Below are 15,119 nucleotides of genomic sequence, written 5' to 3' on the forward strand. Positions count from 1 at the left end.
GGGGGATGGTTCAGGGAACCGGGGGTCCTGGGATCAGGACAGGTGGAGCTGCTGACCGGGGAAGATGAAGTCCGCGTCGTCGACGATGTCGTCGTTCAGCTCGAACAGCTTCTGCCAGCCACCCTTGACACCCTCGGCGTCGGCGATCGCGCTCAGCGTGTCACCGGTCTTGACCTTGTACTCGCCGTCGCCCTTCTCGACCTTCTTGCCGGTCGGGGTCTCGATCTTCTCGGCGGGCGCGGCGGGCTTCGGCGCCTGGCTCGGCGCGGCGGCCGGAGCGCGGTCCTGCGAACGCGAGGCGCGCTGCTCGGTCTCCTGCTGCGGCTGCGGCGCGGGAGCGCTCTGCTGCGGCTGCTGCTGGGGCTGGGTCTGCTGCGGCTGCGGCTTCGGCTGCTCGGCGGCGCCGCCACCGTACGCGGCACCGGACAGGCCGACACCACAGCTCGGCCAGGCACCCTTGCCCTGACCGGCGAGGACCTTCTCGGCGATCTCGATCTGCTGGGACTTGGTGGCCTGGTTGGCGGTGGCCGCGTACGCGGTGCCGCCGAAGGCCGCCCAGGTGGAGGCGGAGAACTGGAGGCCGCCGTAGTAACCGTTGCCGGTGTTGATCGACCAGTTGCCGCCGGACTCGCACTGGGCGACGGTGTCCCACTCGGACGCGGTGGCGGCGGAAGCGGTGCCCGCGGCCATCAGCGGGGCGGCGACGGCCGCGCCGGTCACACCGGCGAGGGCGACGATACGGGTGGCCTTGCTGGGCTTGCGGTGCTTGCCCTTGCCGGAAAGCAGCATGAAGTCATCCCCTCACCGACGCCTACGAGGTGAGCTGTCGGGTTCGGGCCGAATGAGTTGCCCGGCCGCGCGTCTGGCGCGCGGCTCCACCCCTAGCCGGTCGGCTTCCGTGTCCCGCAGTCCTGTCGACTCCGTGAACGGTCGCGCCCGGCGCTTACCTTGGGTCCCCCGCTCCTGCCTACGGCGCTTTACGCGTCGAGTGTTCCCGAGCCTCCGTCGGCAGGATTCGGCGTGACGGCGATCGGTGCCCGCAGTGGCGAGCGGTCCTGACCGTACGCATGGGCGCGGCCGGAATTCAAAGCTCACCCCGGCCGGTGAGACTCATGTCTCACTTCCGCCCCATGCGCCAAAAGCGGACATTCAGTGCGAACTACAGCTTCTTCTTGGCTGTTTCGGGCACCAGATCAAGGCTCTGGCCAGGCAGGATCAGGTCGGGGTCGGTCCCGACGGTCCCCTTGTTGCCGTCATAGAGGGCGCTCCAACCACCCTCGACACCCTGGGAGTCGGCGATGTCCCACAGGTTGTCGCCCGACTGCACCGTGTACGACTTGTCCAGTTCGTCACGGGTTGTCCCGCCGCGTGAGGCATGTCGTCCGGCCGGGTCACCGGCACGGGAGTCGACGGCCTCCTCGGTCGCCGGGCCGCCGCGGTGGCGGCCCGCGCCGGTGTCCTCACCCGTGGCCGGGTCGGCGGTCGCGCTCGGCGAAGCACCGTCCGTCGACTCCGACTTGGGGGACTCGTCCGGCGAGGTCTCGGCACCGGTCGGCGCGGTCGTCCCGTCGGTGCTGCCCGTACCGCCCGTGCTCTTGCCGGCCTCCGGCTCGTCCGTGGCCGTGGCCGTGGCGTCGCCCGCCCCGGTCGTCGGGGCGGCGGACGGGGACGCGTCCGTAGCCGCCTCCGTGGCCGTACCGGTCTTCGCGGCGCGCTCCTTGTCGCGGGCGTCGCCCTTGGCGCCGAGCCCGCGGGGCGTCGTGTTCGTGGCGGAGCCCGACGTGTCGGACGACTGACTCGGCGAAGGCGATGTCCCCTTCTTCCCGGACGTACCGGACGAAGGGGCCGGGGTGGCGGCCTTGCCGTCCGAACCGCCGGGCTTCGCCGCGGCGGACGGCAGGACACCCGGGTCGACGTCCGCGGGCGGGGCGTCCTTGGTGAGGCCGACGGAGACACCGCAGCCGGGCCAGGCACCGGGACCCTGTGCGGCGAGGACCCGCTCCCCGACGGTGATCTGCTGGGAGCGGCTGGCCTGGTCCGGCCCGGTGGCGTAGGCGAGCCCGCCGTACTCCGTCCAGGTCTCCTGGGACAGCTGGAGCCCGCCGTAGAAGCCGTTGCCGTCGTCGGCGCTCCAGGCGCCGCCGCTCTCGCACTCGGCGAGCCGGTCCCAGGTTCCCGCCTCAGCGGCGGTGGCACCGGTCGCGCCGAGCAGTGGAATGGCGATCGCCGAGCCGGTGACCCCGGCTGCGACGACCAGAGCGGGTGCCTGACGAGGGCGACGGTGACGACCGTTCCCGGAGCGCATACGGGGGCCTTTCGTGGGACGTCAGGGGCAACGCGGCGGGTGGGGACCGCCGGGTCGACGTGAACGTAGCGGCTCTCGAACGTTTGTCACAAGTCGATGCAGCGCAGATCACGTGGAAGTCACGGAGCTGACATACCGTCAACAGCTGCGTTCCGGACAACCGGTGAGAAGCTGACGGGCAGGGTCCGCAGGCCCCGCATGATGAGCCCGCCGCGCCATCTCAACTCCTCGGGCGCCGCCGCGAGTTCGAGGTCCGGAAGCCGTGTCAGCAGGGCCGCCAGCGCGATCTGTCCCTCCATCCGGGCGAGGGGCGCGCCCAGGCAGTAGTGGATGCCGTGGCCGTAGCCGAGATGCGGATTCTCGCGGCGCGTCAGATCGAGGGTGTCGGGGCGGTCGAATCGCGCCGGATCGCGGTCGGCGGCGGCGAGGACGACGAGTACGGGGTCCCCGCGCCCGATGTCCTGCCCGCCGAGCCGCAGCGGCTCGGTGGCGAAGCGCCAGGTGGCCATCTCCACCGGCCCGTCGAAGCGCAGCAGTTCCTCCACCGCGGTGGCGAGGAGAACCCCGTCCCCGCTCCCGTTCCCGTGTCCCCCGCCGGCGCCGCCGGCGCCTTCGCCGCCGGTGAGCGAGCGCTGGAGCAGGGCGCGCTGCTCGGGGTGGGTGAGCAGGGCGAACGTACCGTTCCCGATGAGGTTCACGGTCGTCTCGAACCCGGCGAACAGCAGGATGAACGCCATCGCCGCGGCCTCGTTCCCGCTGAGGTGCTCACCGTGGTCGGAGGCCCGGATGAGACCGGAGATCAGATCGTCGCCGGGGTCGGCCCGCTTGCGCTCGATCAGGTCCACGAGATAGCCGCGCATCTTCTTCACCGACCGGGCGACCCCGCCGCGCGGACCGCCGCCGTGCCGGATCATCATGCCCGCCCAGTCCCGGAAGTCGTCCTGGTCCTCGGCCGGTACGCCGAGCAGGTCGCAGATCGCGTAGATGGGCAGCGGGAACGCGAAGTCGTGGATGAGGTCGGCCTCGCCCTTCGCGGCGAATCCGTCGACGAGGCGGTCCGTCAGCTCCCGCACCCGCGGCTCGAAGGCGGCGATCCGGCGCGGGGTGAACGCCTTCGAGACGAGCCGGCGCAGCCGGGTGTGGTCCGGCGGGTCGATGTTGAGCAGATGCGTCATCAGCTCGGCCTTGCGTTCGCCCGGGATGCCCGTTCTGCCCCGGGCGTCGGCGGGCTCGTCGTGATGCGCCGGATTCTTGCTGAGCCGCGCGTCCGCGAGGACCTGGCGGGCATCCGCGTAACGGGTCACCAGCCAGGCCTCGACGCCGCTGGGCAGCCGGGTGCGGTGCACGGGGGCGTGCTCACGGAGCCAGGCGTACGCGGGGTACGGATCGGTGGCGAACTCCCAGGTGAAGAGGTCGGGGGCGGGCGGCGGGGCGGTCATCGTCAGCGGGTCCCGCCGGGTGCGGTACGGCCGGTGTCCGCCGGGTCCACGGGGTCCGTCCCCCGGGTGTCCGCAGGGTCCGTTCCCCCGGTGCCCGGGTCCTCGGCGGCCGGGGTGTCCCTGTCCTCGGTGTCCGTGATGTCCGGGTCCTCGGCGGCCGGGTGGCCGGGGTGGGTCTCGGCGGTTCGGATGGCGTCGCGGTAGGCGCGGGCCGCGGCGCGCAGGGCGGCCTCCGGGTCGACGCCCTCCGCCTCGGCCCGGACGGCCATCGCCAGCAGGTCGTAGCCGATGCCGGGACCGGACGGCACGGGCACCGGCAGACCGGCCTTCCTGGCCCGGAAGGCCAGCTTGGCGGCGAGCGCGAGGCCCGGCTGGCCCAGCGGGACGCCGTCGGTGACGGAGTCCCGGTCCTTCTCCTCGGCCTTGGTGCTCAGCCACAGCGCCCTGACCTCCTCCGGGGTCCGCGCGACGGCGTCCCCGAAGACATGGGGGTGGCGGTTGATGAGCTTGGTCACGATCCCCGCGGCGATGTCGTCCACGGAGAACGGGGCCTCCTCGTCGTCCTCCGCGATCCGCGCGTGGAAGATCACCTGGAGCAGTACGTCGCCGAGTTCCTCGCGCAGTTCGTCGCGGTCGCCGTCCTCGATGGCCTCGACCAGTTCGTAGGACTCCTCGATGGCGTACTTGGCGAGGCCCTCGTGGGTCTGGAGCGACGACCAGGGGCAGACGGCGCGGATCCGGTCCATGACCTGGACGAGGTCCAGCAGCCGGGCGCCCGGGAGGTCGTACGAGCCGGGGAGGAGTTCCAGGTCGGGCATCTGCACCCGGCCGGAACCGGCGAGGCGGGCGAGGCCGTCGGTGAGCCGGGACTCGCCCTCGCCCACCGCGAGGACGGCGACGGTCCGGCCGCCCTGGGTCGCGTCGACCAGTTCGTGGGCGTCGGGCGCCGCGATCTCCACGGTGACGCCGGCTTCGCGGAGGTACGGGAGCTGGGGGTGGCCGGGGTCCGCGCAGACGACTCGGTCGGCGTCGTGGAGGGTGCGCCAGGCGGGCCAGGAGAGGAGGCCCGGGGCGACGCGGTGGGTGGTGGTCACCATCACGACCCGGCCTTGGGGTGTGGGTGTGTTTGTCTCGCTCACGGATTGAACCTAACCCGTCGCCCCACCTTCGCCCGCGCCCCGGGGTCTGTCCGGCGGGACGCCTTCGCTTGCGCTTCCGAGGTCTGTCCGGCTGGGCGCACCTGTTCCTGTGCGGGCCGTTCGTGGGTGCGCAGTTCCCCGCGGGTCGCCTTCGCTTGCGCTTCCCAGGTCTGTCCGGGTGGGCGCACCTGTTCCTGTGCGGGCCGTTCGTGGGTGCGCAGTTCCCCGCGGGTCGCCTTCGCTCGCGCTTCCCAGGTCTGTCCGGCTGGGCGCACTTGTCCCCGCACAGGTCATTCGTGGGTGCGCAGTTCCCCGCGCCCCTGGATGCTGCCCCATTGCGGCTGCTCTTCGGGTGCGGGTCCGCCCTCGTCTTTTGCGCAGTTCCCCGCGCCCCTGGGTTGCGCCCCTTGCGGTTTCCGTCCGGCTGCGGGTGGTCCTTGGTTGCTCGCGCAGTTCCCCGCGCCCCTGGGTTTCCTGTGCTGGGCCTGCTTGTGCCCGTGCGGGTCGGACGGGGGTGCGCAGTTCCCCGCGCCCCTTAAGGGGCACCCCCTTCCTCCCGCAGTCGCGCTGCTGCGGGAGGGGGTGGGCGGGAATCTCTGCCCGCAGACTCCGATGCTCTTCAGTGGAGCAACTGCACGACTTACCGAGCGTGTCGGATCGAGGACGGAGAATCCCGACCGGCACCGACCCGAAGAACCGACCGGATGCGCCCCAAAGGGGCGCGGGGAACTGCGCACCCCACGAGCGACCCGCACAGGACCGAAGTACGTCCCGCCGGACAGACCTGGGAAGCGCAAGCGAAGGCGCCCCGCAGGGAACCGCGAAACCCACGAAGCGCGAGTGCTACGTCTCCGTGGGGGTGTCCGGCTTGGTGACGACGTGGAGCCAAGGCGTGCCCGCGTCCGTACGGCCGACCCGGCCGTCACCGCTGACGCCCCACTTCCCGTAGCGGGGGTTCACGCTGACGTCGAGCTTCTTGGACGCGGTCGACAGCGCCTTCCAGAAGGCCCGCTGCCCCGCCTCCGTGTCCATCCCGACCCCGAGGGACTCCGCCAGCTTCTGCGCCGCGACCTCCGTACGGAGACTCGCGTCGAGCTGCGACGGCGGGACGTTGTACTGCTGGAGCCACGCGGCGCGCAGCCCCTCCGCGCCCCCGGCCTGCTGTTCGAGGCCGAGGCGCATCTGCTGGACGTCCTTGCGGGTCACGCTCACCCCGGCGTCCTTGACGGCCTGGTCGAGGACCTTGTCGAGGACCATGGTGTGCAGGGTGTTGCGGGCGAGCCCCCCGGAGCGGGTGAGGGACGCCTCGTACTGCTCGGAGTCCCCGAGGATGTCCCGCTGCGCGGTCCGGACCGCGTTGACCCGGTTCTCCAGCTGCGCGACCGTGATGCGCTGGTCCCCCACGACGGCCGCCGCGCCCGGCCGCGCGTCGTTGCCGCACGCGGTGAGCAAGGGGGTCGCCGCGAGGAGCGCGGCGGTGGAGACAGTGACTGCGATGCGACGGCGGCGGTGCAAAGGAGCCTCCCGGCAGCGAGATTGTGCATTGGTGCACAAAGTCTTGCGGTGATCGATGGTAGGCAGTGACAGGAGGTTCGGCCACTGATTCGACCGAGCTGATCCGAGCGGGTCGCGGCGCGGTCCGCGGCGACCGGCCGGTTCCCGCCGTCCGCTCCAACGATCCGGGCGCGGCCGCGGGTACGCCCGTCAGCCCCCGACCTGGCCCAGCCACTGGAGCGTGCGCCGGACCTCGGCGGGGAAGGGGTGGGCGGGTCCGTGGCGTCCCTGGGCGTCGTGCAGCAGCCGTACCAGGGTGTCGTGGGCGGCGGCCCGGTCGCCGAGGGCGAGCAGCAGATGCCCGATCCGGCGGCGGATCTCGAAGGGCAGGTCGGGGTCGTCCTGGGTGTACGGGTTCCCCGTGTACCGGCTCTCGTAGTAGGGGAGCAGCGCGCGGTACTCGGCCAGCGCGGCGGCGGTCTCCCCGAGTTGTTCGAGGCATTGGGCGGCGTCGTAGCGGAAGCGCAGCGAGCGGGGGTCGGCGGGGCCGGACCCGGCGGCGTGCTCGTCGGCGAGGCGGCGCAGTTCGGGCAGTGCGCGGCGGTACTGGCCGTCGTCCATGAGGGTGGCCGCGTACTGCTTGCGCAGGGTGCGTACGACGGGTGACTGTTCGCCGTGCCGCTCGGCGGCGGTGGGCAGGATCGCGCCGAGGATGTCGACGGCCTGGGTGATCCGGCCTTCCCCGAGGAGCCGTTTGACCTCGTCGACGGCGGCGGCCACGTCGGGCTGTCCGGTCGGCGCGGTGGCCGCGGTGGGCACCGGCGCCTCGGGGCGCGGCGCGGGGGTGACCGCGCGGTCGGGCCAGGGGGCGTGCGGGCGCAGGAAGGGGCGGGTGGGGTCGAGGGGGCCGCCGGTGGGGGTGCCGCGCGCGGGCAGCAGCGGCAGCAGGTGCTCGTAGACCTCCTGGGCGCTGGCGGGCCGGTGCTGGGGGTCCTTGGCGAGGAGCCGCAGCACGAGGCTCTCCAGGGCCTCGGGGACCTCGGGGCGCCGCCGCCGGACGGGCAGTGGCGGTTCGTAGAGGTGGCGGTGGAGCACCCCGAGGGCGGTGGAACCCGCGAACGGGACGTCGCCGCTGAGGAGTTCGTGCAGGAGGACCCCGAGGGCGTAGAGGTCGGTGTACGGGCCGACCGCGCCGCCCATGGCCTGTTCGGGGGCCATGTAGGCGGGGCTGCCGATGGGTGAGCCGGTGTGGGTGAGGCGGGTGGTGTCGGAGTCCATGACGGAGGCGACGCCGAGGTCGAGGACGGTCACCGAGCCGTCCTGGCGGACCATGACGTTGCGGGGCTTGAGGTCGCGGTGCACGATCGGCACGGCGTGCACGGCGGAGAGCACGGCGCACAGTTGCGCGGCGACGGCGACGGACCACTGCCAGGGGTAGGGGTCGTGCTCGGCGAGGTGGTCGGAGAGGTCGGCCCCGTCGACGTACTGCATGACGAGGTAGAGCTCCTCGCCCTCGCTGCCCGCGTCGTGGACGGTGACCAGTCCGGGGTGGTCGACCTGTGCGGTGACCCGGCATTCGCGCACGAAGCGGCGGCGCAGTTCCTCGGTCTCGGGGCCGCCGGGCCCGGTGACCTTGTCGGGGCGCAGGAGTTTGACGGCGACCCGGCGGTCGAGCCGCTGGTCGTAGGCCGTCCATACCTGGCCCATGCCGCCCTGCCCGATGAGGGTGGACAGCGCGTAGCGGTCGGCCACGACACGCGGGGTCACCAGCCGTCCTCCCTGTTCTGACGCTGGTCGGCGCCCCGGTGGCCGGGGGGGCCGGACTCGGGGCCGGGGGCGGTGTCCTGGCTCCGCAGGAAGTCGCTCAGCTCGTCGAGTTCGGCGCGGACCTGGTCGATCCGGGCGGGCGCGGGCCGCGTCTGCGGCGGGGGCGCGGCGGGCGGCGACGCGGGGGCGGGTGGCTGCGGCGCCGGGGTTCCCGGGCCGGGGGGCTGGGAGTACACGGTCGGGGTGTACGGGCCCGGGGGCGGGGTGCGGTCCGGGTAGGGGCTCGCGGGCGGGGTGTGTCCGCCGTACGGCTGGGGTCCCGGGTGCGGGGCGGTGGGGTGGGCTGCCGGGTGCGGGTAGCCGTAGCCGGGGGCCGGGTGGACCGGGCCGCCGTAAGCGGCGGGCGGCCGGGGCGGGGTGCGGGGCACCGACTGGAAGTGGCGGATGTCGGCGTAGAGGAAGTAGGCGGCCCCGGCGATGCCCATGATGAGCAGGACGGCGGCGCCGGTGTTGCCGCGCCACGTGGTCAGTTCGTCGGTTCCGTCGGCGATGAGCAGGGCGAACGAACCGATGAGCAGTCCGAGCGAGACGAAGAAGAACGTCCAGTCGCGCTGGGTACGGGTCACGATCGCGACGCGCAGCATGACGCCCCAGGTGAGGAATCCGCAACTGGCCACCGACAGGACCACGAACACCACCCGGAGCAGCACCAGCATCCCCTCCGTGGGCCGCTGGGACTGCTGCGGCGCGGGGCCGTGGCCGTGCATGGCTGCTCCTGATGGGCCGGGGCCGCCTGGTGGGGCGCCTGTTGGGGACGGTGGTCGGTGCGGGTTTCGAGCGTATAGGCCGGGTCCGGCGCCCGGTCCGCCGATGTACCGATCAGTTGCCCTTCCGGCACCCGACTCCGCCCCCTTACCGGCACTTTGCCGTTTTCGTACGGGCGGGGCGGACCGGTCATGACACCCGTGCGGGGCGTGACGTGGCGGACGCGTGCGGCAGGTGCGGCGGTGGCCGGGGGTGCCGGGTGACCGGGGGTGCCGGGAACGGCGGGTGACCGGGTACGGCGGGTGGGTGCGGCGGTTCCGGGTGGGGAACCGGTTGGTCAGGCGGCCGGGGCGGGGGCGGACGGGGGTCCGGTGCCCGGCGGCGGGGGCGGGGTACCGGGCGCGGGCGGGCGGGTGTCCGGCGCGGTGGGTGGGCCGGGTTCCGGGTCGGTCCCGGGCGGGACGCTGCCGTCGGTGAGTCCGTCGTGCATCCCGCGTACGAGCTGCTCGCCGAGGCGTCCGGCGAGCCGCAGCGCGTCCTCGAACGCGGCGAGGGTGCGGAAACGGTCCCCGTAGCGCCGTTGCTGCTCCAGCGGGATACGGGGGAGCTGCATCCGGCGGACGTCGAGCCGGGTGGCGGTGGACGCGTAGCTGCTGGCCTGGCGGTTGTTGGCGGTGCCGCGCAGGAATCCGGCGAGGAACCAGGGGTCGAGGGCGGCCGGGTCGGGGCGCAGCAGGGTGAGGTTGCGGCCGAGGGCGGCCCCGGCGTCGGCGGGGCCGACGACCCGGGCGACCGCGCCGCCGCCGAGCACCGGGACGACCACGTCCCCGGGTTCGGTGAGCACGGTGTCCTCGGCCGGTTCGCCGTCGGGGAGTTCGCCGGTGGGCGGGGACCCGCTGACCACGTCGTGGTCGGTGAGGACGGGGGTGCGGGGGCCGGGGGCGGCCGGGGCGGCGGGCGCGGTGGCGTTCGCGGGGACGGCGGTGGCGGTGCGCAGGACGAGGGCGCCCGCGCGGGCGAGTTCGCCGATCGTGGTGAGGGGCCAGCGGGCCCGGGGGGCGCTCTCCGGGCCGGGCGGCGGCGGGGTGAGGTCGGCGGTGAGCCGCAGGGTGTCGCCGAGGCGGCTGCGTACGGCGGTGAGTTCGGCGGTGCCGCCGCCCGCCGCGGGCGGCGGGAGATGGCGGGCGGGGGCCAGGTCCACATCGTCGTCGAGGAGTTCGATGACGGGCACGGACCGGCTGAGTCCGGGGCGTTCCTCGGCGGTGCCCGTGCGGTCGTAGGGGCGCCAGGCGTCGAGGACGGCGTCCCGTACGGTCTGCCAGCCGGCGCGGGCGCGGCCGTCGGCGCCGGCCCCGGCGGTGTCGACCAGCAGGACCTCGGGCTGGGCGGGGTGGTGGTCCGGGGCGGGACGGCGCAGCACCCACAGGTGCAGGGGGATGTTGTACGGGGGCGCGGACCCGGCGGGCAGGGCGATCACGGCGCGCAGCGCGCCGCGGCGCAGCAGATCGGCGCGGATACGGCGGCCGGAGCGGCGGGAGGCGGCGGCGGGCGGCATCAGCAGGACGGCGGTGCCGCCGTCGCGCAGATGGGCGAGGGCGTGTTGCACCCAGGCCAGCTCGGATTCGGTGCGGGCCGGGAAGCCGTACTCCCAGCGGGGGTCGTAGGCGAGTTCGTCGTGGCCCCAGTTGCGTTCGTTGAACGGCGGGTGGCACAGGACCGCGTCGACCCGCAGTCCGGGATAGGCGTCGGCGCGCAGGGTGTCACCGGCGCGCGCGTGGACCTCGGCGTCGCCCTGGAGGGCGAGCCGCAGGGCGGTGAGCGCGGCGAGTTCGGGTGCGGCGTCCTGGGCGTGCACGACGGCGGGTTCCCGGACGGCGCGCAGCAGGGTGCCGGTGCCGGAGGCGGGGTCGAGGACGGTACGGGCGTCCCCGGCGAGTTCCGCCATGAGTTCGGCGGGTCCGGCGGGGGTCAGTGTGTACTGGCGGGGGTTGGCGTCGAGGTGGCGGCCGAGCAGGAACTCGTAGGTCTGGCGGGCGCCGCGTTCGGCGGCGAGTTCGGCGACCCCGCGCAGCAGCGGCACCGAGAGGGCGAGTTCGGCGGGGGCCGGGACGCCGACGGCGGGTGCGGGGGTCTGTGAACCGAGGCTCGGGTGCGGGGGCGCGGCGGGCGGGGTGGCGCCGAAGCGGGTGGTGACGACCCTGGCGAGCGCGTCGGGGAGGAGCTCCGCCATCCGGCGGTCGGAGACAGCGGTGATTTCCAGCCAGTCGGTGGGCCGGTCACGGACCAGGAGCAGGGCGCAGCCCGCGTGCACCAGTGCGGTGACGGGGCCCGCCGGGTGCCCGGCGAGCTGCTGCCAGACCCGCTCACGCAGCGGGACCTCGGCGAGCTTGCCCTGGCGGCGCAGCCATTCCTCGATATCGGCGAGGGCGAAGGACGGACTGGTCTCGGTGCCTCCGACCGGCCTCGGGAAGTCGGGGTGTCTGCGGCGCCAGTTGCTGACGGCGGCGCGCCCGACCCCCGCGAGCCGTGCGATCCCGGCAGCGGTCACTTCCGTGGCGTTGTCCTGCACCGCACGACCTCCTTCGTCCCCGTGTCCCGTGTGGCGTCGATCATACCCAGCCAGCCACGACCGACCTATTCACGCCGTGAATCTCTTTTTCAAACAGCATCATGTTGACTCGGTTCACAGCTTCTGTTGTGATTGACCCATCGAACGAACGGCACCTCGGGTTCGGGGGCCTTCACCTTGTGGGAGGGGACCCTTCATGGGCATGAAGAGCAAGCTCGCGGTCGGCGTGGTCATCGGCATCACCGCACTCGGCGGCATCGCCGCGTGCACACCCGAGGACGACGGCGCGGGCGGCAAGAAGAAGAGCTCCAGCACGTCGTCCAGCTCCAGCGGCAAGGGCGAGGCGGCCAAGGGCACCAAGAAGGACGGCAAGGCCAAGGACTCCGACAAGGACGCGGAGGGCTCCCAGGCCACCCAGTTCAAGGCGTTCGTCAACAAGAACGGCACCCCCAAGGAGAAGGACGCCGTCAGCCACGTCACCAAGGTGCAGGGCGCCGAGGACGTCGACGGACTGCTGAACACCGCCGACATCTACACCGACTACACGGGCGGCCTCATGGGCCAGGGCATGGGCCCCTCCAAGCTGCTCGCCTCCGCGTTCGCGGACTGGCGGAAGACCGACGACGGCGGCGGCCTCGTCACCGTCTACGACGCCGACGGCGAGATGATCGGCAACGGCAACTACTGACCCGCCCGGCCGGTACGGTGACGCCCCCGGGACACCTGCGCGGTCCCCCGGCCGGATACCTGTGCGGGCTTCGGGCCGGTTCGCCACCCGGAGTCCCGGGCGAACCGTCCTGGGGACGGTGAACCCGGCCCGGAGCACGGGCCCTTGCCACGCGTGCCGGCCGGGCCCGGCCGACCCGGGACCTCCACGAGGCGAGGGCATGGACAACGCGAGTCCTGGGAGCCGTCGGCGGAACGCCGCAGTGCCCCCCGTCCGGGGGCACGCACGCAGACGCTCACCCCCGGCCCGGCATGTACACGGGGTTCACATAATCTGACCCGCGTCCACACGCCCCAGTCGGAAGAGCACCCCATGCGCCGCACGACCCTGGTCACCCTGTGCCTTGCCTCCACCGCCGTGCTGACCGCCTGTGGTTCCCCAGCGGGCGAGGACACGGAGTCCGCGGGGACGGGCTCCGCCACAGCGCGGGCCGGTTCCCCGCGCGCCGCCGGGTCCGGCGAGCCCTTCCCCGGTATGTCGGCGCGACAGATCCTCATGAAGGCGCAGGAAGCGACCCTGGGCGCTCCCTCGCTGCACTTCAAGGGCACCATGACCGAAGGCGGTCAGCACATCGGTCTCGACATCACACGCGACGACCGGAGGAACTGCGTCGGCTCCATGACCATGGAAGGAATAGGGACGACGGAGTTCATCATGAACTCGCAGGCTCTCTACCGGAAGTACGACGACAAGATGCTGAGAGCGCAGGCGGAGAAGGAGCCGGAGAACGCCAGGACGGCCGACGCCCTACGGGGGAACTGGGTCAAGTCCAGGGCGAAGGGTGACGACGGCAAGAAGCTGAGGGTCGTCTGCGACTTCCCCCTCACCTTCTCCGACCTGGCCGGGGAATCACCACGCAGAGGTACGAAGACCTCGGTCGGAGGGAAGCCCGCCTACTCGCTCACCATCCTCGACGGCGTCAACCGGGCGACGTTCCACGTGAGCAGCGAAGGCGAGCCGGGTCTGCTCAGGGTGGAGACAGCGGTGACCGGCGTCGGCGAGTTCGACCTGGCCTTCGCCGTGTCCGACCGGCCCGTCCGGGCCGGTGCCCCCGCCGACCAGAAGATCATCGACGTCAGCAGGTCGGGCAGTTGAACCGGCGGTCACGGCTCCTGGCCGTTCCCGAGGTCTCCCCCGCACGGCCGCTCCCCCGGGGAACCCCGGTCCGCTCCGTGACCCGCGCGGGTGTCCGGCTCACCGCCCTGTCCGTCGTCGTGCTCAGCGCCTGCTCCACCACGGCCCCGGGACCCGGCCCGGGGGACCAGCGAGACCGAGCGGCCACGGGCAGCGACAGGGCCGCCGGATCATCCGCGTCCCCGTCCACCACCCAGGCCGAGGGCCCGCTCACATCGCTGTCGGCGCGCGCCATCGCCGACAGGGCGATCGCGGCGAACCGTGACGCGGGCTCGCTCAGCGTGCGAGGAAGGACCGTGCAGGAGGGCGCCGACACGAGCTTCGACATCGCCTTCGACATCCGGGGCCGCTGCGAGGGCACCCTCATCACGAAGGGCCAGGGCAACGTCGACTTCATCATCGACAACGGGACGACCCACCTTCGTCTTGACGAGCAGGCCACGCGCGGTCGATTCGAAGGCGAGCCGGCCACCGAGGTGGAGCGCGCGGTCGAGCAGGAGGCGAACCGCTGGCTGGAGCTCGCTGCCGATGACACCGGGAGCGAGCAGTTCAGGGACTTCTGTGACATCAACGCCTTCATCAGCCGTATCGAGGACAGGACGGCCGGCGCCCGCAAGGGTGAGAAGACCGTTGTCGCCGGCCGCCCCGCGCTCTCGCTCGTCATGGAGGATGTCGACAAGAAGCCCGTCGTCCTCCATGTCGCCACCCAAGGCCCTCCGTATCTGCTGAAGGTGGAGAAGACATCAGGCCGGTCGCCAGGTGTCTTCACCTTCGGCGGCTTCGGCCGGCCCGTACCCACCGGACCTCCCGCCGACGAGGGCCCCCCGGACACGACGGACGGCGGCTGAGTCCGCCCCGCCCCCCGGTGGACGGCTCCTGACCAAGTGGAGCCTCGCCAGATCCTGCACACCTGTGGGTGTCCGCGGGCACGCACGAGCGCCCACAGGTCGGAAACCCGGTGTCCCGTACGGCCCGGTGCGGCGATCATGGGCACGGAAACGTCCACCCATGCCGACGCGAGGACCGCCCGATGCCCGTGCCCGTGCCCGCCGATCCGACGGTGCTCCATCCGATGCCCGGACAGCCGCGCGTCGTGCTGCTGAAGCCGCTGGTCACGTCCCCGCTGATCGAGGTCGGGGAGTTCTCCTACTACGACGATCCCGACGACCCCACCGCGTTCGAGACCCGCAATGTGCTCTACCACTACGGGCCGGAGAAGCTCGTCATCGGGAAGTACTGCGCCCTGGGCACCGGCACCCGGTTCCTCATGAACGGCGCCAACCACCGGATGGACGGCCCGTCGACATTCCCCTTCCCCACCATGGGCGGCTCCTGGGCCGAGCACTTCGACCTGCTCACCGGGCTGCCCGGCCGGGGTGACACCGTCGTCGGCAACGACGTCTGGTTCGGCCATGGCTCGACCGTGCTGCCCGGGGTGCGGATCGGGCACGGCGCGATCATCGCCGCCGGTTCCGTGGTCACCTCCGACGTACCCGACTACGGCATCGTCGGCGGCAACCCCGCCCGCCTCATCCGCACCCGCTACGACGCCGGGGACATCGCCCGGCTGCTGGCCGTGGCCTGGTGGGACTGGCCCGCCGCGCACCTCACCCGGCATGTGCGGACGGTGATGTCGGGCAGCGTCGCGGACCTCGAAGCGGCGGCACCCGGCGACTGACCCCGGCCCGGCCCCGGCGGTGAGCACCCGCACGCCGCCCGAAGGGCGTACCGCACCCGTGCCCCGCGAGGGCCGTACCGCACCGTGCCGCCCGGACCCCGT

General features: G+C 73.0%; 12 protein-coding genes and 1 riboswitch. Of the genes, 4 read left to right on the forward strand and 8 right to left on the reverse strand.

The window, feature by feature from the left end; translation table 11 throughout:
• Nucleotides 1-33 precede the first annotated feature (33 nt).
• The 8 genes from OG711_RS16165 to OG711_RS16200 all read right to left on the reverse strand — a co-directional run bounded on the left by OG711_RS16165 (nt 34) and on the right by OG711_RS16200 (nt 11,478).
• Nucleotides 34-789 (reverse strand): transglycosylase family protein, encoded by a 756-nt coding sequence (locus OG711_RS16165; RefSeq protein WP_329559563.1) that lies wholly within the window; start codon nt 787-789, stop codon nt 34-36.
• A 4-nt stretch (nt 790-793) separates the two neighbouring features.
• A riboswitch (cyclic di-AMP (ydaO/yuaA leader) is annotated at nt 794-985 on the reverse strand.
• A gap of 174 nt (nt 986-1,159) precedes the next feature.
• On the reverse strand, nt 1,160-2,305 hold the full coding sequence (locus OG711_RS16170; protein ID WP_329559564.1) for a transglycosylase family protein: 1,146 nt from the start codon (nt 2,303-2,305) through the stop codon (nt 1,160-1,162).
• Between the two features lie 119 nt (nt 2,306-2,424).
• Nucleotides 2,425-3,744 carry a cytochrome P450 family protein gene (locus tag OG711_RS16175; RefSeq protein WP_329559565.1) on the reverse strand — a complete coding sequence of 440 codons (1,320 nt, stop codon included), beginning with the start codon at nt 3,742-3,744 and terminating at the stop codon, nt 2,425-2,427.
• A 2-nt stretch (nt 3,745-3,746) separates the two neighbouring features.
• Nucleotides 3,747-4,883, reverse strand: a complete 1,137-nt coding sequence (locus tag OG711_RS16180; protein ID WP_405673582.1) for a nucleoside triphosphate pyrophosphohydrolase — start codon at nt 4,881-4,883, stop codon at nt 3,747-3,749.
• A gap of 843 nt (nt 4,884-5,726) precedes the next feature.
• Nucleotides 5,727-6,398, reverse strand: coding sequence for a SurA N-terminal domain-containing protein (locus OG711_RS16185; protein WP_073783839.1), 672 nt, complete (start codon nt 6,396-6,398; stop codon nt 5,727-5,729).
• Nucleotides 6,399-6,587: 189 nt separating this feature from the next.
• On the reverse strand, nt 6,588-8,111 hold the full coding sequence (locus OG711_RS16190; protein WP_266510456.1) for a serine/threonine-protein kinase: 1,524 nt from the start codon (nt 8,109-8,111) through the stop codon (nt 6,588-6,590).
• Between the two features lie 29 nt (nt 8,112-8,140).
• A complete protein-coding gene (locus tag OG711_RS16195) occupies nt 8,141-8,911 on the reverse strand; it encodes a hypothetical protein (RefSeq protein ID WP_073783837.1) in 771 nt (256 codons plus the stop codon).
• A 335-nt stretch (nt 8,912-9,246) separates the two neighbouring features.
• A complete protein-coding gene (locus OG711_RS16200; protein ID WP_329559566.1) occupies nt 9,247-11,478 on the reverse strand; it encodes an N-6 DNA methylase in 2,232 nt (743 codons plus the stop codon).
• A 202-nt stretch (nt 11,479-11,680) separates the two neighbouring features.
• On the opposite strand from OG711_RS16200, the gene OG711_RS16205 reads away from it, so the two are divergent.
• The 4 genes from OG711_RS16205 to OG711_RS16220 all read left to right on the forward strand — a co-directional run bounded on the left by OG711_RS16205 (nt 11,681) and on the right by OG711_RS16220 (nt 15,017).
• Nucleotides 11,681-12,166, forward strand: a complete 486-nt coding sequence (locus tag OG711_RS16205; protein WP_323181385.1) for a hypothetical protein — start codon at nt 11,681-11,683, stop codon at nt 12,164-12,166.
• A 351-nt stretch (nt 12,167-12,517) separates the two neighbouring features.
• Nucleotides 12,518-13,300, forward strand: coding sequence for a hypothetical protein (locus OG711_RS16210; protein WP_329559567.1), 783 nt, complete (start codon nt 12,518-12,520; stop codon nt 13,298-13,300).
• 77 nt (nt 13,301-13,377) lie between these two features.
• Nucleotides 13,378-14,187 (forward strand): hypothetical protein, encoded by an 810-nt coding sequence (locus OG711_RS16215; RefSeq protein WP_329559568.1) that lies wholly within the window; start codon nt 13,378-13,380, stop codon nt 14,185-14,187.
• A gap of 182 nt (nt 14,188-14,369) precedes the next feature.
• Nucleotides 14,370-15,017, forward strand: a complete 648-nt coding sequence (locus tag OG711_RS16220; protein WP_079184295.1) for a CatB-related O-acetyltransferase — start codon at nt 14,370-14,372, stop codon at nt 15,015-15,017.
• Nucleotides 15,018-15,119 lie beyond the last annotated feature (102 nt).

The sequence above is a fragment of the Streptomyces uncialis genome (genome assembly GCF_036250755.1).
GTDB classification, from domain to species: domain Bacteria; phylum Actinomycetota; class Actinomycetes; order Streptomycetales; family Streptomycetaceae; genus Streptomyces; species Streptomyces uncialis.